At 71.5% G+C, this 21,308-nt stretch carries 17 protein-coding genes; 7 read left to right on the plus strand and 10 right to left on the minus strand.

Translation table 11 applies throughout. The features are described from left to right. Window positions 1-51: 51 nt before the first annotated feature. The gene (locus ACFV6E_RS34775; RefSeq protein ID WP_385467134.1) at window positions 52-1,605 is read right to left on the minus strand and encodes a hypothetical protein; all 1,554 of its coding nucleotides are present in this window, start codon (window positions 1,603-1,605) and stop codon (window positions 52-54) included. After that, a complete protein-coding gene (locus ACFV6E_RS34780; protein WP_385163491.1) occupies window positions 1,602-1,964 on the minus strand; it encodes a hypothetical protein in 363 nt (120 codons plus the stop codon). The genes ACFV6E_RS34775 and ACFV6E_RS34780 overlap by 4 nt, the downstream gene beginning before the upstream one ends. A gap of 153 nt (window positions 1,965-2,117) precedes the next feature. Here ACFV6E_RS34780 and ACFV6E_RS34785 point away from each other — a divergent pair, with 153 nt between their 5' ends. After that, window positions 2,118-2,483 carry a hypothetical protein gene (locus ACFV6E_RS34785; RefSeq protein ID WP_385163488.1) on the plus strand — a complete coding sequence of 122 codons (366 nt, stop codon included), beginning with the start codon at window positions 2,118-2,120 and terminating at the stop codon, window positions 2,481-2,483. A 244-nt stretch (window positions 2,484-2,727) separates the two neighbouring features. Here ACFV6E_RS34785 and panB read toward each other — a convergent pair whose 3' ends face one another. Then, window positions 2,728-3,612, minus strand: a complete 885-nt coding sequence (panB, locus tag ACFV6E_RS34790; RefSeq protein WP_385163485.1) for a 3-methyl-2-oxobutanoate hydroxymethyltransferase — start codon at window positions 3,610-3,612, stop codon at window positions 2,728-2,730. Between the two features lie 219 nt (window positions 3,613-3,831). On the opposite strand from panB, the gene ACFV6E_RS34795 reads away from it, so the two are divergent. The 4 genes from ACFV6E_RS34795 (at window position 3,832) to ACFV6E_RS34810 (ending at window position 8,695) form a co-directional block, all read left to right on the plus strand. Next, on the plus strand, window positions 3,832-5,424 hold the full coding sequence (locus ACFV6E_RS34795) for an MFS transporter (protein ID WP_385163482.1): 1,593 nt from the start codon (window positions 3,832-3,834) through the stop codon (window positions 5,422-5,424). 98 nt (window positions 5,425-5,522) lie between these two features. Then, complete coding sequence (locus ACFV6E_RS34800; RefSeq protein WP_385163479.1) at window positions 5,523-6,125, plus strand: TetR/AcrR family transcriptional regulator; 603 nt, start codon at window positions 5,523-5,525, stop codon at window positions 6,123-6,125. A 222-nt stretch (window positions 6,126-6,347) separates the two neighbouring features. Continuing rightward, entirely contained in the window at window positions 6,348-7,379 is a 1,032-nt protein-coding gene (locus ACFV6E_RS34805; protein WP_385163477.1) for an endonuclease/exonuclease/phosphatase family protein, read from the plus strand. 104 nt (window positions 7,380-7,483) lie between these two features. Then, window positions 7,484-8,695: an MFS transporter gene (locus ACFV6E_RS34810; protein ID WP_385467137.1), complete on the plus strand. Its 1,212-nt coding sequence runs from the start codon at window positions 7,484-7,486 to the stop codon at window positions 8,693-8,695. A gap of 582 nt (window positions 8,696-9,277) precedes the next feature. On the opposite strand, the gene ACFV6E_RS34815 is transcribed toward ACFV6E_RS34810, so the two are convergent. The 3 genes from ACFV6E_RS34815 to ACFV6E_RS34825 form a co-directional block, all read right to left on the minus strand. Further along, window positions 9,278-11,296 carry a protease pro-enzyme activation domain-containing protein gene (locus ACFV6E_RS34815; RefSeq protein ID WP_385467140.1) on the minus strand — a complete coding sequence of 673 codons (2,019 nt, stop codon included), beginning with the start codon at window positions 11,294-11,296 and terminating at the stop codon, window positions 9,278-9,280. Window positions 11,297-11,488: 192 nt separating this feature from the next. Continuing rightward, entirely contained in the window at window positions 11,489-12,118 is a 630-nt protein-coding gene (locus ACFV6E_RS34820; RefSeq protein ID WP_385467143.1) for a DUF305 domain-containing protein, read from the minus strand. A gap of 23 nt (window positions 12,119-12,141) precedes the next feature. Beyond that, on the minus strand, window positions 12,142-12,813 hold the full coding sequence (locus tag ACFV6E_RS34825) for a DUF3105 domain-containing protein (protein WP_385163462.1): 672 nt from the start codon (window positions 12,811-12,813) through the stop codon (window positions 12,142-12,144). Between the two features lie 357 nt (window positions 12,814-13,170). Between ACFV6E_RS34825 and glnA the strand changes: the two genes are divergently transcribed. Beyond that, complete coding sequence (gene glnA / locus ACFV6E_RS34830) at window positions 13,171-14,532, plus strand: type I glutamate--ammonia ligase (protein WP_385163459.1); 1,362 nt, start codon at window positions 13,171-13,173, stop codon at window positions 14,530-14,532. A 167-nt stretch (window positions 14,533-14,699) separates the two neighbouring features. On the opposite strand, the gene ACFV6E_RS34835 is transcribed toward glnA, so the two are convergent. The 3 genes from ACFV6E_RS34835 to ACFV6E_RS34845 form a co-directional block, all read right to left on the minus strand. Further along, a complete protein-coding gene (locus ACFV6E_RS34835; RefSeq protein WP_385163456.1) occupies window positions 14,700-15,389 on the minus strand; it encodes a response regulator in 690 nt (229 codons plus the stop codon). Next, window positions 15,386-16,681 carry a sensor histidine kinase gene (locus tag ACFV6E_RS34840; protein ID WP_385467146.1) on the minus strand — a complete coding sequence of 432 codons (1,296 nt, stop codon included), beginning with the start codon at window positions 16,679-16,681 and terminating at the stop codon, window positions 15,386-15,388. Before ACFV6E_RS34840 ends, ACFV6E_RS34835 begins: the two co-directional genes overlap by 4 nt. A gap of 88 nt (window positions 16,682-16,769) precedes the next feature. After that, the gene (locus ACFV6E_RS34845; protein ID WP_385163449.1) at window positions 16,770-17,210 is read right to left on the minus strand and encodes a VOC family protein; all 441 of its coding nucleotides are present in this window, start codon (window positions 17,208-17,210) and stop codon (window positions 16,770-16,772) included. A gap of 145 nt (window positions 17,211-17,355) precedes the next feature. Here ACFV6E_RS34845 and ACFV6E_RS34850 point away from each other — a divergent pair, with 145 nt between their 5' ends. Next, window positions 17,356-20,379 (plus strand): bifunctional [glutamine synthetase] adenylyltransferase/[glutamine synthetase]-adenylyl-L-tyrosine phosphorylase, encoded by a 3,024-nt coding sequence (locus ACFV6E_RS34850; protein ID WP_385467149.1) that lies wholly within the window; start codon window positions 17,356-17,358, stop codon window positions 20,377-20,379. Here ACFV6E_RS34850 and ACFV6E_RS34855 read toward each other — a convergent pair. After that, a complete protein-coding gene (locus ACFV6E_RS34855) occupies window positions 20,367-21,257 on the minus strand; it encodes a phosphatase PAP2 family protein (protein ID WP_385163443.1) in 891 nt (296 codons plus the stop codon). The genes ACFV6E_RS34850 and ACFV6E_RS34855 overlap by 13 nt on opposite strands. Between the last annotated feature and the right edge of the window lie 51 nt (window positions 21,258-21,308).

The following is a 21,308-nucleotide window of genomic DNA, read 5'->3' on the forward strand; positions in this document are numbered from 1 at the left end:
CCCTGGCCAGGGCCAACAGCCGGCGCCTCGCCGTCCGACGGCGACGTGCACTCACCCAGCGCTCGCCTCTGCCGGACGGGACGGGTCGGACGGGTTCGGTGGGCTGACCGGACGCGATGGACCGGTCGGGCTCGCTGAATTGGCCGGGCTCGGCGGATTGACCGGGCTCGGCTGATCGGCGGGACGCGGTGGGCCGGCTGGACGCGACGGGTCGGCCGGGCGTGGCGGGCTGGTCGGGCGCGAAGGGCCAGCCGGACCCGGCAGATCGGCCGGACGCGGCGAAGCGGCCGGACGCGGCAGATTCGCCGGACGCGATGGATCGGCCGATCGCGACGGATCGGCCGGGTCCGGCGGATTAGCCGAACGCGGCGGATCGACCGGACCCGCCGGACTTGGCGGATCGGTGGGACCTGCCGTGTTGGCCGGGCCCGCCGGACTCAGCGGATCGGCCGGACCCGCCGAACGCGGCGAATCGGCCGGACCCGCCGGGCCCAGCGGATCGGCCGGACCTGCCGGGCCCAGCGGATCGGCCGGACCCGCCGAACTGACCTGACCCGCCCCCGAACTGACCGAGCTCGCTCCCGTACTGACCGAGCTCGCTCCCGTACTGACGGGGCCCGCTCCCGTACTGACCGAGCTCGCTCCCGTACTGACGGGGCCCGCTCCCGTACTGACCGAGCCCGCCCCCGTACTGACCGAGCTCGCTCCCGTACTGACCGAGCTCGCTCCCGTACTGACCGGCCCCGTCCCTGGCACGGCCGGTCCCGCCCCCGAACCGACCGGCCCCAGTGGATTGCTGCCCGGTCGGCGTCGTGGGAGCGGGGCCGTCGTCGGTGCGGGGGCCGGTTCGGTCGCCGTCGTGCCGGCGACGCGCGGTGCGATGCTGGGCAGCCCGCCGGCGGCGGTGCCGGGGCGGTCGAGCCGTAGCAGTCCCAGGTCGTCCATGCGCAGCAGGTCGAGCATGACCGCGTACAGCGAGCGGCCGAGGGCGAAGGCGATGTCGCGCGGGGTCCGGCGGCCGTTGACGCAGGCCAGGACCGCCGCGTGCCGGGGTTCGACGCGCACGGGGCGGCTGCCCGAGGCGACGACGCGGGTACGGGCGAACTCGGCGGCGGGGGCGCCCCGGCGCGCGGTCAGCAGCTGGATGCGACGGCTCGTCTCGGCGGTCAGCGGCCGTGGTTCGACACCGGGTCCGGCACCGGGGACCGGTACAGGCGCGCCGACCTCCCAGCCGGTGGTGGTGCCGAGCGCCATGGCGAACGCCCCGTCGTGGACCGCGGCGGTGCGCAGCAGGGCCAGTTCGGCCGCGCCTGCCAGACCGAGGGCGACGAGGGCCGCCCCGACGGGGTCGTCCGTCCCGGGGTCCGGGTGCTCCGCCGCGCGGGCCGCGGCGGCGGCCCAGGACGCCTCGGTCACCCGCCCGGACTTCAGCAGCAGCGACTCGACCCCGGGCGCGCCGGGCGTGTGCACGGCGACCACGAGGCCGTCCCGCACGTGCAGGCTGCCGCCCGGGGTGCCGGTGACGGTGACGGTGCCGCTCTCGCCGTGCTCGCGCAGCTGCTTGAGCACGGCGGCGACGTTGCGGGGTCCGCCGGTGCCGGTCATGCGAGCACGTCCGCGGCGAGCCGGTCGAGCCGCCGCAGGGCGAGCGCGAGGTTGGCCTGTTCCCGGTCGAGCACGGCGGTCAGCAGCAGGGGGTCGCCGGTGTGCGGCACGGACCGCAGGACCAGGTGGCGGCGCGCCCCGGTCAGCACCACGCTCTCCAGCGCACTGTCCGCGCCCGCGGCGCGCAGCCGTTCGCCGATCAGCAGGGCCAGTTCGGCGGCGGCGGTGGCGCCGTCCGGTCCGGTGTCGTCGCCGGCCCCGCCGTACGGCAGACCGGTCACCCCGTCCACGAGAGCGACCTGAGTGACCCCGGGTGTGTCGTGCAGGAGCCGGGTCAGGCTCGCATCGATCGAAGGCACCGGCATCTGTTGAGAACCCTTCCCCTGATGACAGAAATCACCGTAGTTTAATTCTCAAGCTGATCAATAGTGTTCTTGAGTGACTTTTTTGACGTCTTGTCACTTCTTGAACACCGCATTCCTACCGGCCGAGCAACAGGCGAAGGACGCACCATGAACATCGAGACTGCCCTCAAGGAAGCGATGGCCATCGACGGCGCGGTGGGCGTCGCACTGGTCGACTACGAGAGCGGCATGTCGCTCGGCACCGCGGGAGGCGGCCCGGACTTCGACCTGGAGGTCGCGGCGGCCGGCAACACGGAGGTCGTACGGGCCAAGGCCCGCACGCTGGCCGCGCTCGACATGGAGGACACGGTCGAGGACATCCTGATCACGCTGGGCAGCCAGTACCACCTCATCCGCCCGCTGGCCGACAGCAGCGGCTCGCTCTTCCTCTACCTGGCCCTCGACCGCGCACGGGCCAACCTCGCCCTGGCCCGCCACCGGCTGCGCACCCTCGAACAGGGGCTGGAGGTCTGACCGGCCCCCGGCCCGCCCGGAGACGGACAAGAGGGCAGCCCGCCGACGGGGGAAGATCGGCGGGCTGCCCGGTGGTGCGGCGGTGGCTCGGGGCGAGCGGCTGCTCAGTGCCTGTGGCCGCGCACAGGCACTCAGTGAATGTGGGCGGAGTGCTCCTCCGAGCTCAGGCACTCAGTGAATGCGGACCGAGTGCCTGAGCGCACAGGCACTCAGTGGACGGAGTGCTCCGCCGCCGCACGGGTTCTCAGTGAACGGAGTGTTCCTCCGTCGGGAACGTCCCGCCGACCACGTCCTCGGCGTAGGCCCGCGCGGCGTCACTGAGCACGGTGCGCAGATCGGCGTACTTCTTGACGAACTTCGGCACCCGGCCGCCGGTCAGCCCGAGCATGTCGGTCCACACCAGCACCTGGGCGTCCGTCTCGGAACCGGCGCCGATGCCGACCGTCGGGATGTGCAGCACCCGGGTCACCTCGGCAGCCAGCTCCGCCGGGACCAGCTCCAGGACGACGGCGAACGCGCCCGCGTCCTGCACTGCCTTGGCGTCCCGCAGCAGCTGCTGCGCGGCCTCCTCGCCGCGCCCCTGCACGCGGTAGCCCATGGCGTTCACGGACTGCGGGGTGAGCCCGATGTGGGCCATCACCGGGATGCCGGACTCGACCAGCAGCTCGATCTGCCGGTGCGAGCGCTCACCGCCCTCCAGCTTCACGGCGCCGACCCCGGCCTCCTTGACCAGCCGGGTCGCCGAGCGCAGGGCCTGGACGGGCCCTTCCTGGTACGACCCGAAGGGCAGGTCCCCGACGATCAGCGCACGGCTCGTACCCCGTACGACCGCCGCCGAGAGCATGGTCATTTCGTCGAGGGTGACGGGCACGGTCGACTCGTACCCCAGGTGGCAGTTGCCCGCCGAGTCGCCGACGAGCATGACCGGGATGCCGGCCTCGTCGAAGACGGACGCGGTCATCGCGTCGTACGCGGTGAGCATGGGCCACTTCTCGCCGCGCTCCTTGGCGGCGGTGATGTCGCGAACGGTGATGCGGCGCGTGCCCTTGCCGCCGTACAGCGCCTTGCTGCTGTCGGACTTCTGGCCCGTGTCCGGGCCCGGCGTGGGGGCAGCCGAAAGCTGCGTCATCGCAACGGCTCCTTCTGTGTGTCATCTCGAGGCGCCCTGACGGCGTCCCCGGATCACGTCCATGGTGGCACCACGTGCCGACCGTTGCCAGACCCTGTTCTCTTGCTCACTTCGCGCCGCCGCCCGCCTCCGTGAGCCCGCCGCCCGCCTTCGTAAGGTCTCCGTAAAGAAATACGATACGAGACGGTGCCGTATCGAATACCTCCTAGGGTGGGCGCCATGACAGATTCCGCTGCCCCCGCCGAACGGCGTGTGCCCGAGGCGGTGCACCGGCGCCGTTGGGCGATCCTCGGTGTGCTGATGCTCAGCCTGCTGATCGTCGTGCTCGACAACTCGATCCTGAACGTGGCGATCAAGACGATCTCCACCCCGGAACCCACCGGCCTGGGTGCCACCCAGAGCGAGCTGGAGTGGGCCATCAACGCCTACACGCTCGTCTTCGCGGGCCTGCTCTTCTCCGCGGGCCTGCTCGGCGACCGCCTCGGCCGCAAGAAGACGCTCCTCGCGGGTCTCGTCGTCTTCGGCGCCGGCTCGGCACTGGCCGCGGAGTCGGGCTCGCCGGTCCAGCTCATCGCGTTCCGCGCGGTCATGGGCCTCGGTGCCGCCTTCGTGATGCCGGCCACCCTGGCCGTGCTGATGAACGTCTTCGAGCGCGACGAGCAGCCCAAGGCCATCGGTATCTGGGCCGGCGGTGTCGGCCTCGCCATCGCCATCGGGCCGATCACCGGCGGCGTCCTGCTCGACCACTTCTGGTGGGGCTCGGTCTTCCTCATCAACGTGCCGATCGTCGTCGTCGCGCTCGCCCTGATGGTCTGGCTCGTCCCCGACTCCCGCGACCCGAACCCGGGCCGGATCGACCCGGCCGGCGTGGTCCTCTCCGTCGTCGGCCTGATCCTGCTCGTCTACGGCATCATCAAGGGCGGCCAGCTCGCCGACTTCACCGACACCACGGTCCTCGCGACCATCGCGGCGGGCCTCGCGGTGCTCGCCGCGTTCGTCGTGTACGAGAAGCGCAGCGACCACCCGTCGATCGACGTCACGTACTTCAAGAACAAGGTCTTCTCGGCGGCGATCGTCGCCATAGCGCTGGTCTTCTTCGCGATGATGGGCGTGACCTTCTTCTCGGTCTTCTACACCCAGAGCGTGCGCGGCTACTCGCCGCTGCAGACCGGCCTGCTGATGCTGCCGCTCGCGGCGGCCCAGCTCATCTTCGCGCCGCGCGCCCGGCTGGTCGTCGACCGCTTCGGCAACCGGGCCACGTGCACGGCGGGCCTGCTGCTCCTCGCCGCGATGCTGGCCGCCTTCGCCCTGCTGGACGAGTCCACGCCCATCTGGCTCCTGGAGGTCATGTTCTTCCTCATGGGCACGGGCATGGCGCACATCATGACGCCGACCAGCGTGGTCATCATGCAGGCGCTGCCCCGGGAGAAGGCGGGCTCCGCCTCGGCGCTCAGCAACACCTTCCGCCAGGTCGGCGGCGCCCTGGGCATCGCGGTGCTCGGCTCGGTCCTGTCCACCGCCTACCGGGACGGCATCGAGAACGACCTCGCCGTCCTGCCCGCCGGGCTGCGCCACACCGCGGGCGAGTCCATCGAGGCCACCCTCGGCGTGGCCGCGAAGCTCGGCCCCCGGGGCGAGGCCCTGGTCGCCCCCGCCAACGACGCGTTCCTGCACGCCATGCACGTCACGGCGCTGTGCGGCACGGTCGTCGCGGTGCTCGGCGCGCTGGTCGTCGTCCTGTTCCTGCCGGGCCGCCCGCCGGCCCCGCAAGAGGGCGAGGAAGAACCGGAGTTGGTACGAGCCGAGCAGTGACCGCACGTGTTCGCCCGCCGGGCACCGGGACACCGGACGCCCGGCGGCCGTGCGACGGGGGGAGAATCGACGGAGCAGGACGCAGAAACGGAGCCGATGTGACCCCCGCCGTCAGCAGTAACGGGGCCTCCCGGGGCCGCCCCCGCAGCGAGGCCGTGGAACGCTCGATCATCGAGGGCGTGATGGTGCTTCTGGAGGAGGGCGTGCCGCTCGCGGAGGTCTCGATCGAGCGGGTGGCCCGCACCGCGGGCGTCGGCAAGGCGACCATCTACCGCCGCTGGCGCGGCAAGGAGGAACTCTTCGTCGACGTCCTGCGCAGCGCCGAGCCCGCGGAACCGGAACTGCCGGGCACCTCCATGCGCGACGACCTCGTCGTCCTCCTGGAGGCGCTGCGCCGCCGCGGCCTGCTCAACCGCTCACCGGCCCTCCTGCACAACGTGTACGCCCAGATGAAGTCCAGCCCCAAGATCTGGGCCGCCTACCACGCGACCGTCATAGAACCCCGCCGCCGCCTCGCGTACGAGGTCCTGCGCCGGGGGCAGCAGAACGGCGAACTCCGTACCGACGTCGACCTCGGCCTCCTCAACGACCTCTTCGTCGGCCCCATGCTCGTACGGTCGTTCATGCGCCCCGAGACGGACCTCCCCGAGGACCTGGCCGAACGGATCGTGGACACGGTGTTGACGGGTGTAAGCCCGTGAACCCCTGACCGAAACCGGAAACGGTCTCCATCAACCCCACACTGGAGTATGCGCGTTTCGTCACAGAGTCGGGCCCCCGCACGCCACCGCGGAACTCCGAACGGGGCCTTCGTCGTCTGTGTCCCGTACGGCCGCCCCCGGGCGGCAGGAAGGGCACCGATCATCCCCTAGGGTCGTAGTCGCGGGAGTGACGGTGTGCACGGCAAGTTGTGAGGCGACGGTATGGCGCAGGCGTATGTGACGGAGACGGGCAGCGACCCGGGGCACGACCGCCGGGGATCCAGGCTGCACCGTCTGCGCGACGCCTGGAGCGGCCGCGGCATCTGGCGCCGCGGAATCATCCTCGCCGTGCTCGCGCTGCTCCTCGCCCTGTTCATGCTGCTGCACGCGCAGATCCCGAACCGCATCGGCAACTTCGGCAGCCTCACCGAGACGTTCCTGCCCTGGTTCGGTGTCTTCGTGCCGCTGCTGCTCGCCCTCGCCCTGCTGCGCAGGTCGGCGACCGCGCTGATCGCCCTGCTGGTGCCCGCGATCGTCTGGCTGAACCTCTTCGGCGGCCTGCTCACCGACAACTCCGGCAGCGGCGGCGACCTCACCGTGCTCACCCACAACGTCAACGCGCAGAACGCGGACCCGGAAGGCACCGCCCGCGACGTCGCGGCCTCGGGCGCGGACGTGGTGGCCCTGGAGGAACTGACCGCGACCGCGGTCCCCACCTACGAGAAAGCACTCGCGCAAACCTTCAAGTACCACTCGGTGCAGGGCACGGTCGGCCTGTGGAGCACCTACCCGCTCAAGTCGGTGAAGCCGGTCGACATCAAGCTGGGCTGGACCCGCGCGATGCGGGCGACCGTGGACACACCGGACGGTGACGTGGCGGTCTACGTGGCCCACCTGCCGTCGGTCCGGGTGAAGATGGAGGCCGGTTTCACGGCCCGCCAGCGAGACAAGAGCGCCGACGCGCTGGGCACGGCGATCGCCCACGAGACGGTTGGGAAAGTGGTCCTTCTCGGCGACCTGAACGGCACGATGAACGACCGCGCGCTGACCGCCGTCACCTCCCAGATGCGCTCCACGCAGGGCGCCGCGGGCAGCGGCTTCGGCTTCAGCTGGCCCGCGTCGTTCCCGATGGCCCGGATCGACCAGATCATGGTCAGGGACATCGAGCCGGTGAGCTCCTGGTCACTCCCCGCGACGAGCAGCGACCACCTCCCGGTCGCGGCCCGCGTAAAGCTCCGGGCAACGCCCTCGTAACCCCCTGGAATACTCACCCTGAGACAATTTGTTCCTCACCTGAACTAACCCTGCCCGTGCACACCGCAGTGCACGGGCACACCCGTGCGTCTGAAAGGCCCCTCATGCCCCTGGCCCTGCTCGCCCTTGCCGTGGGCGCCTTCGGCATCGGTACGACCGAGTTCGTGATGATGGGACTGCTCCCTGACGTCGCGGACGACCTGCACATCTCGATCCCCTCGGCCGGCCACCTGGTCTCGGCGTACGCGCTCGGCGTGGTGATCGGCGCCCCGCTCCTGGCAGCCCTGACGGCCCGCATGTCCCGCCGTAAGGTCCTCATCCTCCTCATGGCCCTCTTCGTCGTCGGCAACGCCCTCTCGGCCCTCGCCCCCGACGACCACTACCTGCTGGCGGCCCGCTTCGTCAGCGGTCTGCCGCACGGCGCGTTCTTCGGCGTGGGAGCGGTCGTCGCGACCGGCCTCGTCGCACCCGAGCGCAAGGCCCGCTCCGTCTCCCTGATGTTCCTGGGCCTGACGGTCGCCAACATCGCGGGCGTCCCCGTGGCCACGCTCATGGGCCAGCACCTCGGCTGGCGTGCCACGTTCCTCGGCGTCAGCGCGATCGGCCTGGTGGCGATAGCCTCTCTCGCCCTCCTGATCCCCAGGGACCACACCCACGCCCCGTCCTCCGACGGCCTGCGCGGCGAACTGGCGGCCCTGCGCTCCCTTCCCGTCTGGCTGGCCCTGGGCACGACGATCGCGGGCTTCGGCGCCCTGTTCTCCGCCTACAGCTACATCACGCCGATGCTGACCGACTCGGCCGGCTACGCCGAGGGCAGCGTCACCCTCCTCCTCGCCCTCTTCGGCGTCGGCGCGACGGCGGGCAACCTCCTGGGCGGCCGCCTGGCCGACCGCTCCCTGCGCGGCACCCTCTTCGGCGGCCTGGCCTCCCTGATGGTGGTCCTCGCGCTCTTCCCGCTCCTGATGTCGGCCCAGTGGAGCGCGGCACTGGGTGTCACGGCCCTGGGCGCGGCAGCCTTCATCACCGGCTCCCCCCTCCAGCTGATGGTCATGGAGAAGGCCGCGACGGCCCCCTCCCTGGCCTCCTCCGCCAACCAGGCCGCCTTCAACCTGGCCAACGCGGGCGGCGCCTGGATCGGCGGCCTGGCCCTGGCAGCGGGCTTCGGCACGACGTCCCCCGCGACGGCGGGCGCGGCACTGGCGGTCCTGGGCCTAATCGTCGCCACCGTCGCCTACACGGTGGACCGCCGAGCCACCCCCACGACCCGCTTGGTGGCCACGCACGTACCGAGCCAGACGGAACACGCACACCACTAGCGAAGGTGGGTCGGAGACGACGGCCTGCGGCCGCAATGGGACGGACGGGGCCGGGCCGGTCCGGGGCGTGGGAGACGACGGCCTGCGGCCGCAATGGGACGGAAGGGGCCGTGCCGGTACATCAAATGCCCGTCGATTGCGTGGTCACCGACGGAGTTGAGCCACTCATCTCCGGGGCGACCGCGTAAGCGACGGGCGGATGTACCGGCACGGCCCCGACCCACGACCGGAGCAGGCGCAAGGCGCGTCACCCGCACGGCCCCGCGGATGACGCAGAACCGCGCCCCCCACCCCACCGCACGGCGGGCGCCCCACGCTCCTGGCCCGCGACCCTGGCCGAGTACGCCACGTACCGGGACGAGGCGGTGGACCTGGTGAGGCTCCGCGAACGTTACCCGCTCCCGGACATCCCGATCCGAGTCCTCGCGACAGGCTCCAAACGCTGGCTGTCCCGCCAACGGGCCTTGGCCGAAACCCTGAACGGTACGTTCCACCCGATCACGGACGGCCGCGCGGGCCACCTCCCGATGAGGAACTGCCCCCAGGAGGTGGCACACGCGTTACTGGTGCCGAACCGTCAGGTCAACGGCGCCGATAGGAGTCGACGTACCCCGCGGCAGGAGACCCCACCCCGGTGACGTCGTCGTACCCCTTCACGGCCTTCAGCGAGCTGTCCTTGCCGAGGCTGCGCACGGAGGTGACGAGCCCGTCCGCGGCGTCGTACCCGTTGGCGAAGTCGACACGGGCGACGGCGAGCCCGGCCCCGGTCGGATCGTCGGTGACGTCGTGGTAGACCGCGCCCCCCTTGCCGCTGCTGACACCCTCACCGCTTCCGCTACCGCTTCCGATACCGCTGCCGCCACCACTGCCGCCACCACTGCCGTACCGGGCATAGATGGCAGGATTGGCGAACCCGAGGGCCTTCCCGCCCCGAGCCTCCTGGGCAAGCGCCTGCACGCCCGCGATCACGGGCGCGGCCAGCGAGGTCCCGCCGATCCGGTACTCGTCGTACCGCTGCGACCCGTCGGGGAAGGTCTGCGTCTGCCCGACCTTGAACCCGGTGTTGGGGTCGGCGATGGCGGAGATGTCAGGAACGACACGGTTGCCGGCCGCACTGTTGGCCTTGGCGAGCGAGTCGGGCACGACACCCTTCTGGTAGAAGGGCTCAGCCACCGTCCGGCTGGTACCACCACCGGCGCCCGAGGTGAACGCACCGGGGAAGTCGGTCCAGCTCTTGCCGTCGTCCGACAGAACAGCCCGCTCGGTCCCCCAGCCGGTCTCGAACAGATACTTGTCCTTCTTGCCGACAGCCAGAGAGGTCCCTCCCACGGCCGTCACCCAGGCGGAGTTGGCGGGCGTGTCGACCTGCTTGGTCCCGGTGTTGGCGACCTCGTCGCCGTTGTCGCCGGAGGAGAAGTAGAACCCGATCCCCTCGACCGCCCCGAACTGGAAGACCTGGTCATAGGCGGCGGCGATGTCAGGCGTCTCGTTGGCCTCGATGTCGCCCCAGGAGTTGGAGACGATGTCGGCGAGGTGCCCGTCGACGATCTTCCCGAGCGAGTCGAGCAGGTCGTCGTCGTAGCAGGAGGCGGCGCCGACGTAGGTGACGGACGCGGCGGGCGCGACCGCGTGCACGGCCTCGACGTCGAGGGTCTCCTCGCCGTACCAGCCGGCGGCCCCGCACTCCTCGGTCTTCGTGTAGTCACCGGGCAGCACCTGCCGCAACTGACCGCTGCGGTACGCCGCGTCACCGTGCTTCTTGGCGTAGGTCGCCGCGTCGTAGGCGATGGTCGGCGAGGCGTAGGCGTCGGTGATGGCGACGCGTACTCCCTTGCCGGTCCGGTCGCCCGCTCCGTAGGCGGCGCGCAACTGCTTGCCGCTGTACCCCTGCACGGCGTACGGGATCTTCTTCCCGTACGCGGCGGGCAGCGTGCTCGCGACGTTGGAGCCGTAGTACGACGAGAAGGGCCCGGAGTTCCGGTAGACGGCGTCGGGCGGCGGCAGCTGGTCCTGGTGGTCCGCCTTGTGCGGGGCGCTGTCGAGCCCGGTGACGGTGAGGACGGCGCCGTTCAGGGAGGCGGGCGCGGACGCGGTCTTCGACGGCGCCCGGTACGTCTTCTTCCCCTTGGCGAAGTTGTGCAGCTGCGTACCGAAGGCGCGCTCGGCGGCGGCGACGTCACCGGAGACGGAGACGTAGCGCCGCGTGGTGCCGGTGACGTCGAGCCCGGCGGACTTCAGCCAGGACTTGACCGCGCTGACCTGCGCCGCGGTGGCACCGAAGCGCGCCTGCGTCTGCTCGGCGCTCAGATACTTCCCGTACGAGGCCGACTCCGGGTCGGACACGGCCCGGGCGTAGGCGGCGAGACCTGCCGCGTCCCGTCCCGCGAGGTAGACGCGGGCGGTCACCTCGGAGCTGTCGGAGGTGGAGCCCTGGTCCGCCTTGGCCGTGGCCCACGCGGGCTTGGTGCCCGACAGGGTGTCGCGGCTCGGACCGTCCGCGGCCTGGGCCGCGGGTATGCCGAGCGCCAGCGCACCGGCGAGCAGCGGCAACGTAGCCGCCATGCTCACGCCGGCACGCACTGCGGCGCGATTGGATCTCATGTAACCCCCAGCTGTGCGGTTCGTCGCATGCGTGGTCCGCGTAATGGATCACGCTGGGGGTCACTCTCGCGATGAACCGTTCATGCCAGGGGAATGGCAACACAAAAAGGAACCCAAAGAAGCACGCCGTAAGCCCCCGAAGCCTCTTCCGACGCTCCCTCAGCCGGCCCGCAGAAAAAGCAGGGCTCGGGGTCACCCCTCAGACCCGACCCCGCGCTCCTTCAGCATCCCCGCCATCAGATCGATCTCCGACTGCTGCGAGGCCACCATCCCCCGGGCGAGCCGGACCTCGGCGCCGACCGTGCACTTCTCGACGCACCCCTTGGCCATGTGGACGCCGCCGCGGTGATGGTCGGTCATCAGTTGCAGGTAGAAGATTTCGGCCTTCTCGCCGCTGAGGGTGTTCAGTTTCTTCAGATCGGAGTTCGTGGCCATGCCCGGCATCAGCGCACCGTCCTTGCCGGAGGTCAGCCCGCCCATGCCCATCCAGGTCATGGGCGGGTCCGTCGAAACCTTCGGCAGCTCCCACAGGTCGAGCCAGCCGAGCAGCATGCCGCGCTGGTTGGCCTGGGTCTGGGCGATGTCGTAGGCGAGCCGCCGCACGTCCTCGTCGTCGGTGCGGTCGCGCACGATGTACGACATCTCGACGGCCTGCTGATGGTGGACGGCCATGTCGCGGGCGAAACCGGCGTCGGCGGAATCGGTGGCCGGCGCCTTCGTCCCGGAGCCGGATCCGTCCCCGTCGGCGACGGCGTAGGTGACGGCGCCGGCCGCCACGAGGACGGCCGCCGCGGCCCCCGCGATCCAGCCCGCGTGCTTCATCCGCCCCGGACCGTCCGCCCCGCTCACTGGGACAGACCGTTGGTGCAGGCGGCCCCCGGCTCCGGCGTCTGCTTGCCCTGGACGTAGGTCTCGAAGAACTTGGCCAGGTCCGGGTCGCTCGCGCCGGTGACCGTGCGCTGGTGCGCCCACGCGCTGAGCATGATCGGGTCCTTCTGGTCCTCGACCGGGCTCATCAGCGTGTAGGGGGTCTGCTTGACCTTCTCGGCGAGCGCCTTGACGTCGCTCTCCGAAGCCTTGCTGTTGTACGTGACCCAGACCGCGCCGTGCTCGAGCGAGTGCACGGCGTTCATGTCGTTGATCGCCTTGGTGTAGACGTCGCCGTTGCAGTTCATCCAGACCTGATTGTGGTCACCGCCGACCGGGGGGTTCATCGGGTAGTCCACGGTCTTGGTGACGTGGGTGCGGCCCAGCGTGCCCTTCCAGGTCTTCACCCCGTCGGACCCGGTGACGAAGTGGCCCGAGGCGCCCTTGGAGTCACTGGCGGCGTCGTCCTTCTTGTCGTCGGACTGCGAGGTGACGACGTACGCGCCCCCGGCGACGAGCGCGGCGACGGCCACGACGCTTCCGGCGATCACGAGAATCCGGTTGCGGCGCTCGCGGGAACGCTCGGCACGGCGCATCTCCTCTATGCGCGACGTGCGCGAGGCGGTGCTGGTGTTCTTGGCGGAACCCATGGCGAGTCCTTATGCGGAAGGGACGGTCGGGTCCGCTGATCGTAATAGGAACGGGTGCGCCTTACGCAGGAAGGTCACAGGAATGTCCGAAGGTGTCCGCGCGTCCCTCCCGGGCACAAGGGGGCCGGGTCTGCCCCTCGGTATCGCCGGGCCCGGATGAACAGGCACTATGGGCAGCGAGGCAGTGAAGCGGGCCGTCCCCGGCCGTGCGTGATCCGTTCAGGCCCCGGTCGGCCGGCCGATCAAGATGCGCAACGCGCATGAAATGGTGTTGTGGTGGGATGCTCAGGTGCCCCGCTCATCCCCGAGGGCGTGGGAGCAGGCGGCCTGACCGGCAAGGATGGGTGGAAGCTGACAATGGACAAGCAGCAGGAGTTCGTGCTCCGGACACTCGAGGAGCGCGACATCCGGTTCGTGCGCCTGTGGTTCACCGACGTGCTCGGCTTCCTGAAGTCGGTGGCCGTCGCCCCGGCCGAGCTTGAACAGGCGTTCGACGAGGGCATCGGCTTCGACGGTTCCGCCATCGAGGGCTTCGCCCGGGTCTACGAGTCCGACATGATCGCCAAGCCGGACCCGGGCACGTTCCAGGTGCTGCCCTGGCGCGCGGAGGCGCCCGGCACGGCGCGCATGTTCTGCGACATCCTGATGCCGGACGGCTCCCCGTCCTTCGCGGACCCGCGCTACGTCCTCAAGCGCGCCCTCGCCAAGACCTCCGACCTGGGCTTCACCTTCTACACCCACCCGGAGATCGAGTTCTTCCTGCTGAAGGACCGCCCGCTGGACGGCTCGCGCCCCACCCCCGCCGACAATTCGGGCTACTTCGACCACACCCCGCAGAACGTCGGCATGGACTTCCGCCGCCAGGCGATCACGATGCTGGAGTCGATGGGCATCTCGGTGGAGTTCTCCCACCACGAGGGCGCCCCGGGCCAGCAGGAGATCGACCTGCGGTACGCGGACGCGCTCTCCACGGCTGACAACATCATGACGTTCCGCCTGGTCATGAAGCAGGTGGCGCTGGAGCAGGGGGTGCAGGCGACCTTCATGCCGAAGCCGTTCTCCGAGCACCCGGGCTCGGGGATGCACACCCACCTGTCCCTCTTCGAGGGCGACCGGAACGCGTTCTACGAGTCCGGCGCCGAGTACCAGCTCTCCAAGGTGGGCCGCTCCTTCATCGCCGGTCTGCTGAAGCACTCGGCGGAGATCTCCGCGGTCACCAACCAGTGGGTCAACTCGTACAAGCGCATCTGGGGCGGCTCCGAGCGCACGGCGGGCGCCGGCGGCGAGGCGCCCTCGTACATCTGCTGGGGCCACAACAACCGCTCCGCGCTGGTCCGCGTCCCGATGTACAAGCCCGGCAAGACGGGCTCGGCCCGGGTGGAGGTCCGCTCGCTGGACTCGGGCGCGAACCCGTACCTGGCGTACGCGCTGCTCCTGGCCGCCGGCCTCAAGGGCATCGAGGAGGGCTACGAGCTTCCGCCGGGCGCCGACGACGACGTGTGGGCCCTCTCGGACGCCGAGCGCCGCGCGATGGGCATCGAGCCCCTCCCGCAGAACCTCGGCGAGGCCCTCACCCTCATGCAGCGCAGCGAACTCGCCGCCGAGACCCTCGGCGAGCACGTCTTCGACTTCTTCCTCCGCAACAAGAAGCAGGAGTGGGAGGAGTACCGCTCCGAGGTGACGGCGTTCGAGCTGCGGAAGAACCTGCCGGTGCTGTAGAAGCGAGTGACCTACAGCGAAGGTTTACCGGGGACTACATCCACGGGCTGACGCCCCGGCCGCCGCCGTTCCGTAGGTTTGCACTCGTCACACGTGGCGTGGCTCGTGTTCAGGGCCCGGGGGAGGTGTGACGGCCCCGCCCCGTACGGGGGAGGGCGGGGCGCCCCTCAGGGCGCCGAACCCCCCGGCAGCACAAGACCCGTCTCGTACGCCACGACCACCGCCTGGGCGCGGCTGCCCAGGTCCAGTTTGGTCATCGTGCGGTTCAGGTGGGTCTTGACCGTGGCCTCGCTGATGAAGAGCCGGCCGGCGATCTCGGTGTTGGAGAGCCCCTTCGCGGTGAGCCGGAGCACCTCGCGTTCCCGGTCCGTGAGGGCGGTGAGCGCCTCGATGCCCGCCGTCGTGTCCGGCGGCGGTTCCTCGCGCCGCACGTACACCTCGATGAGCCTGCGGGTGACGCTGGGCGCGAAGAGCATGTCGCCGCGTGCGACCGCGGTGACCGCCTCGATCAGCCGCTCGGGTCCGGTGTCCTTGAGCAGGAAGCCGGACGCCCCGGCGCGGAGCGCCGCGTACACGTACTCGTCGAGGTCGAAGGTGGTCAGCATCAGGATGCGCGGCACGGGGTCTGTGGCGCTCGCCAGGATGCGTTCGGTGGCGGTGATGCCGTCCACCCCTGGCATGCGGATGTCCATCAGGATCACGTCCGGCCGGAGGCGGGCGGCGCGCTCCACCGCCGTCTCGCCGTCCTCCGCCTCGCCGACGACCTCGATGCCGGGAGCGACCCGCAGGAGCGCCACCAGACCGGCGCGGATCAGGCCCTGGTCGTCGACCACGAGCACTCTGGTGACTCCGGTCATGGGGAGGGCTGCTCTCCTCGCCGGCCGGGGCCTTCGGCGCCGGTGCGGGTGGGAAGGGTGAGGCGCACGCGAAATCCCCCCTCGGCCCGTGGGCCGGCGTCCACTGTTCCGCCGTAGAGCCTGGCGCGTTCCCGCATGCCGATCAAGCCGTGGCCGGACGGGGGCGGAACGTTGGCGTGAAGTGAGCGGTCCCGGCGGTCGTCGCGGCTGTCGCCGCCGTCGTCCGTGACCGTGATGACGAGCAGGTCCGGCCGGTACTCCACCAGCACGGTGACGTTCGCCGAGCGGGCGTGCTTGAGCACGTTCGTCAGCGCCTCCTGCACGACCCGGTAGGCGCACAGGTCCACGCCGGGCGGCAGCGGCCGTACCTCCCCGGTGGTCCGCACCTCCACGGGCACGCCCGCGGCCCTGATCCGTCCGGCCACCTCCGGCAGCCGGGCCAGCCCGGGCATCGGCGCGTACGGCGTCCGGTCGTCGACGGTCCCGTCGCCCCGGCCGTCCCCGTCCTCCCCGCCGCCCACGGCGTCCTCCGCCCCCGACCGCAGCAGCACCAGCATCCGGCGCAGCTCGCGCAGCGCCTCGTGACTGGTCTCGGCGATCGTCCCGAGGGCCGCGCGGGTCGTCTCGGGCGCGGTGGAGAAGACGTAACCCGCCATCCCGGCCTGCACGCTGATCACGGACATGTGGTGGGCGACCACGTCGTGCAGCTCGCGGGCGATGCGGCGCTGCTCCTCGACGACCGCCTGCCGGGCCCGCCACTCCTGTTCCAGGCGCAACTGGGCGGTCACGGCGGCCAGTTGGTGATTGCGCTCGGCGAGCAGCCGGGCGCCGTTGCCGAACACCCACACCACGCTCGGCACCACCACGGCCTGCACGACGGCGATCAGTACGCCGAGCTCCGGCGCGGACAGACCGCTGTAGAAGATGACGGCGGCGGTCAGGGCCGCCCCGGCCGCCGCCGTACGCGGGGGCCGGTGGGCGGCGACGCCGTACAGCGCCACCATCGGCCCCCAGAAGTTCAGCGACGGCTGGTACCCGGCGGCGATGTACACCGCGAACGCCGCGCAGGACGCCAGCAGTACGGGCACGGGGGCGCGCCTGCGCCACGCGAGCGGGAGGCTGACCAGCACGCTCAGCACGTAGGCGAGCGCGTCGAACCGGGGCCAGCCCGCCGGGTGGTACTGCCGCCCCGCCACGGCGGAGGCCGCCGCGAGACCCACGGCCACCAGGGCGTCGACGTACCGCGCGTCCATCCCGCGAAGTCCGGCCGCCCGCACTGCACTTGTGCGCACCGGCGCACCTTGGACGGCCGGACACCGGCCTGTCGTCATACCAGCGGTGCAGCCGGCCGGGGTCGGTGACCGGACGCGCCCCGGCCGGTCACCGACCCGGCCCCGCCTGTTCCGCCAGCAGCCGGTACAGCGGTGTCGTGGCGCGCTGCCGGTACTCCTGGATCGCCCAGCCGTTGCCGTCCGGGTCCGTGAAGTACATGAACGTGCCGCCGTCGTCCGGGGAGAACTCCTGCGGTTCGGTGAGGTCGAGCCCGCGCGCCCGCAGCTCGTCGTAGGCCGCCTTGGCGTCGGCGACGCAGAGCTGCATGCCGTGGTACGTGCCGGGGCGCGGCGTCCCCGTCGGGACCTGGAGGCCGTCGACGAGCGCGATGGAGCAGCCGGAGCCGGGCGGGGTGAGCTGCACGATCCGCACCCCCTCCATCACCTCGCCGTCGAGGTCGACGTGGAAGCCGACCCGGTCGCGGTAGAACTCCTTGGCCCGGTCCACGTCGGAGACCGGCAGCAGGATCACTTCGAGACTCATGTCCATGGCGCGCATCCCTTCGTCTCGGCTTTCACCGAACACCGAAGCCGAGATTGCTTCGCAACGCCACCGCGCCGACCGGACTTCCGCTGCCCGGAAGATTCCCGGTTAGGCTCGGACCGTACGACCTTGATCCGACAGGAGGCCGGAGATGGCGGCGGCGCCGGGACGCAGGAGCAGTACCTTCACTCGGCTGCTGCGGCACGGTTTCACCGATCCGTCCGCGGCCGAGCGGCTGCTTCAGAGCGCCGAGCTGGAGCCCGTACGGGCCGATCCCGTCTTCCTGGAGGCGCTGGGGGCCACCGCGGACCCGGATCTCGCGCTGCTCGGCCTGGTCCGGCTGGTCGAGGCGCAGGACGGCCGCACGGCGCAGCGGGAGCTGCTGGACACGTTGATAGCGGCCAAGCCGCTGCGGGACCGGCTGCTCGGGGTGCTCGGCGCCTCCGAGGCGCTGGGCGACCACCTCGCCCGCCACCCCCGGGACTGGCAGGCCCTGGTGACGTACGAGGCGCAGGACCTGCACCCCGGGGTGGAGGAGTTCGAGCGCGGGCTCGCCGAGGCGACGGACCCCGTGTCGCTGCGCGTCGCCTACCGGCGCTGTCTGCTGTCGATCGCGGCGCGGGACGTGTGCGGCACCACCGACGTGGCGCAGACCGCCGCCGAGCTGGCCGATCTGGCGACGGCCACGCTGCGCGCCGCGCTCGCGATCGCCCGCGCCGCGGCGCCCGACGACGCCGCGGCGGCGAGACTCGCGGTGGTCGCGATGGGCAAGACGGGCGGCCACGAGCTGAACTACGTCTCCGACGTCGACGTCATCTTCGTGTGCGAGCCGGCCGAGGGGGCCGACGAGGCCAAGGCGGTGCAGGCCGCCACCCGGCTGGCCTCGCACCTGATGCGGATCTGCTCGGAGACCACCGTCGAGGGCAGCATCTGGCCCGTCGACGCCAATCTGCGGCCCGAGGGGCGCAACGGCCCGCTGGTGCGGACCCTCGCCAGCCACCTCGCGTACTACCAGCGGTGGGCCAAGACCTGGGAGTTCCAGGCGCTGCTCAAGGCCCGCCCGGTGGCCGGGGACATCCCCCTCGGCGAGGAGTACGTGGCCACGCTCGCCCCGCTGGTCTGGCACGCCGCCGAGCGCGAGAACTTCGTCCCCGACGTGCAGAAGATGCGCCGCCGGGTGGTGGAGAACATCCCGGCCGCCGAGATCGAGCGGGAGCTGAAGCTCGGCCCCGGCGGCCTGCGGGACGTCGAGTTCGCCGTGCAACTGCTCCAGTTGGTGCACGGGCGGGCGGATGCCTCGCTGCGCAGCGGGACCACCCTGGACGCGCTGAAGGCCCTGGCGTCCGGCGGGTACGTGGGGCGGGCCGACGCCGAGCAGCTCGACCACGCGTACCGGTTCCTGCGGTCCATGGAGCACCGCATACAGCTCTACCGGCTGCGCCGCACCCACCTGGTCCCCGAGGAGGAGGCCGACCTGCGGCGCATCGGGCGCTCGCTCGGCCTGCGCACCGACCCGGTCACCACCCTGAACCGCGAGTGGAAGCGGCACGCGTCCGTCGTACGGCGGCTGCACGAGAAGCTCTTCTACCGGCCGCTCCTCGACGCGGTCGCCCAGCTCGCGCCCGGCGAGGCCAGGCTGAGCCCGGACGCGGCCCGGGAGCGGCTGGTCGCGCTCGGTTACGCCGATCCGGCCGCCGCGCTGCGCCACCTGGAGGCGCTGGCCTCGGGGGTCACCCGCAAGGCGGCAATCCAGCGGACGCTGCTGCCGGTGCTGCTCGGCTGGTTCGCCGACTCCGCCGACCCGGACGCCGGACTGCTCAACTTCCGGAAGGTGTCGGACGCGCTCGGCAAGACGCCCTGGTACCTGCGGCTGCTGCGCGACGAAGGGGCGGCGGCCGAGAATCTGGCCCGGGTGCTGTCCGCGGGCCGCCTCGCCCCCGACCTGCTGATGCGCGCCCCCGAGGCGGTGGCACTCCTCGGCGACGGGGACGGGGGCGGCCTCGCACCGAGGTCCCGCGCCCACCTGGAGCAGGAGATCCTCGCCGCGGTGCGCCGTGCCGACGGGGGAGAGCAGGCGGTCACCACCGCCCGCGGGGTGCGGCGGCGCGAGCTGTTCCGTACGGCGGCCACCGACATCGTCGCCTCCTACGGCACCGAGGAGACCCCGGCCGTGGCCGACCAGGGCGCCCTGGTGGATCTGGTCGGCGGCGCGGTCTCCGACCTCACGGCCGCGACCCTCGCGGGCACCCTGCGGGCCGTGGTGCGCGACAAGTGGGGCGACACCCTGCCCATCCGGTTCGCGGTCATCGGCATGGGCCGCTTCGGCGGGCACGAGCTGGGCTACGGCTCCGACGCGGACGTGCTCTTCGTGCACGAGCCCCGCGACGGCGTCGGCGAGCAGGAGGCCGTCCAGGCGGCGAACACCGTCGTCTCGGAGATGCGGCGGCTGCTCCAGGTCCCGAGCGCGGACCCGCCGCTGCTCATCGACGCCGATCTGCGCCCGGAGGGCAAGTCGGGACCGCTGGCCCGCAGCCTGAAGTCGTACGAGGCGTACTACCGCCGCTGGTCGCTGGTCTGGGAGTCCCAGGCGCTGCTGCGCGCGGAGCCGGTCGCGGGCGACGAGGACCTGGGGCGCCGTTTCACCGAGCTGATCGACCCGCTGCGCTACCCGGCGGAGGGGCTCGGCGAGGACGCCGTACGGGAGATCCGCCGGCTGAAGGCGCGCATGGAGTCGGAGCGGATGCCGCGCGGCGCCGACCGGACCCTGCACACCAAGCTGGGCCGCGGCGGGCTGTCCGACGTGGAGTGGACGGTCCAGCTCCTCCAGCTCCGGCACGGCTGGGCGGAGCCGGGGCTGCGGACCACCAGGACCCGGGCCGCGCTGGCCGCCGCGTGCGCCGCGGAGCTGATCTCCGCGGAGGACGCGGCGATCCTGGACGAGGCGTGGGTCCTGGCCACCCGGGTCCGCAACGCGGTGATGCTGGTACGGGGCCGGGCCGGCGACACCTTCCCCTCGGACGGGCGGGAACTGGCCGCGGTGGGGCGCTACCTCGGTTACGGTCCGGGGCCCGCGGAGGAGGAGCAGGCACCGCACACCGGGGACATGCTCGACGACTACCGGCGCACCACCCGGCGGGCCCGCGCGGTCGTGGAGACGCTCTTCTACGGGGCGTGAGCCCCGGCGGCGGACCGGGACTCCTCGCTCGCCGGCCCCTTGCCCGCCGGAACGTGCCGCGGCAGCCGGTACGGCAGCGCCTCGTACCAGAGTCCCGCCGCCGTGAACCCGAAGGCCAGGCACAGCGCGCCGCCCACCGCGTCCAGCCAGAAGTGGTTGGCCGTGGCGACGATGACGACGAGCGTGGCCGCCGGGTACAGCAGGCCGAGGACCCGCACCCACGGCACCGAGGCGAGCGCGAAGACCGTCAGGCCGCACCACAGCGACCAGCCGATGTGCATGGAGGGCATCGCCGCGTACTGGTTCGACATGTTCTTCAGGTCGCCGGACGCCATGGAACCCCAGGTCTGGTGGGCCACGACGGTGTCCACGAAGGACTCGCCGCGCATCAGCCGGGGCGGCGCGAGCGGCACGAAGTAGTAGCCGACCAGGGCGACGGCGGTCGTCACGAACAGGGTCGTGCGGGTCGCGGCGTACCGGCCGGGATGGCTGCGGTAGAGCCAGACCAGGACGCCGAGCGTCACCACGAAGTGCAGCGTCGCGTAGTAGTAGTTCATGCCGACGATCAGCCATGTCACCGAGTTCACGGCGTGGTTGACGGATTCCTCGACGGCGATCGCGAGATGGTGTTCGGCCTGCCACAGCCAGTCGGCGTTGCGCAGCGCCTGCCGTCTCTGCTCCGGGACCGCGTTGCGGATCAGCGAGTAGGTCCAGTAACTGACGCCGATGAGCAGGATCTCGAACCAGAAGCGGGGGCGGCGCGGGGTTCGCAGCCGACGCAGGAGGGAGCCCCGTGAGGATCCCTCCGGCCGGTCCGCGACGGACTGTGGAGCGGCCTGCCGCGGGCCTTCCAGTGTCGTCACGGTGGTCTCACCCATGTAGACGGAGTCTGCCAGAAAAGCCTTTCCCCACCGATCATCCCCCGGTCG

The sequence above is a fragment of the Streptomyces sp. NPDC059785 genome (genome assembly GCF_042732375.1).
Taxonomy (GTDB): domain Bacteria; phylum Actinomycetota; class Actinomycetes; order Streptomycetales; family Streptomycetaceae; genus Streptomyces.

Bases quoted from the DNA above. Each gene is read 5' to 3' on its own strand.
- ACFV6E_RS34775 (WP_385467134.1), bottom strand. From the start codon at position 1,605: ATGACCGGCACCGGCGGACCCCGCAACGTCGCCGCCGTGCTCAAGCAG.
- ACFV6E_RS34785 (WP_385163488.1), top strand. From the start codon at position 2,118: ATGAACATCGAGACTGCCCTCAAGGAAGCGATGGCCATCGACGGCGCG.
- panB (WP_385163485.1), bottom strand. From the start codon at position 3,612: ATGACGCAGCTTTCGGCTGCCCCCACGCCGGGCCCGGACACGGGCCAG.
- ACFV6E_RS34795 (WP_385163482.1), top strand. From the start codon at position 3,832: ATGACAGATTCCGCTGCCCCCGCCGAACGGCGTGTGCCCGAGGCGGTG.
- ACFV6E_RS34805 (WP_385163477.1), top strand. From the start codon at position 6,348: ATGGCGCAGGCGTATGTGACGGAGACGGGCAGCGACCCGGGGCACGAC.
- ACFV6E_RS34810 (WP_385467137.1), top strand. From the start codon at position 7,484: ATGCCCCTGGCCCTGCTCGCCCTTGCCGTGGGCGCCTTCGGCATCGGT.
- ACFV6E_RS34815 (WP_385467140.1), bottom strand. From the start codon at position 11,296: ATGAGATCCAATCGCGCCGCAGTGCGTGCCGGCGTGAGCATGGCGGCT.
- ACFV6E_RS34820 (WP_385467143.1), bottom strand. From the start codon at position 12,118: ATGAAGCACGCGGGCTGGATCGCGGGGGCCGCGGCGGCCGTCCTCGTG.
- ACFV6E_RS34825 (WP_385163462.1), bottom strand. From the start codon at position 12,813: ATGGGTTCCGCCAAGAACACCAGCACCGCCTCGCGCACGTCGCGCATA.
- glnA (WP_385163459.1), top strand. From the start codon at position 13,171: ATGGACAAGCAGCAGGAGTTCGTGCTCCGGACACTCGAGGAGCGCGAC.
- ACFV6E_RS34835 (WP_385163456.1), bottom strand. From the start codon at position 15,389: ATGACCGGAGTCACCAGAGTGCTCGTGGTCGACGACCAGGGCCTGATC.
- ACFV6E_RS34845 (WP_385163449.1), bottom strand. From the start codon at position 17,210: ATGGACATGAGTCTCGAAGTGATCCTGCTGCCGGTCTCCGACGTGGAC.
- ACFV6E_RS34850 (WP_385467149.1), top strand. From the start codon at position 17,356: ATGGCGGCGGCGCCGGGACGCAGGAGCAGTACCTTCACTCGGCTGCTG.
- ACFV6E_RS34855 (WP_385163443.1), bottom strand. From the start codon at position 21,257: ATGGGTGAGACCACCGTGACGACACTGGAAGGCCCGCGGCAGGCCGCT.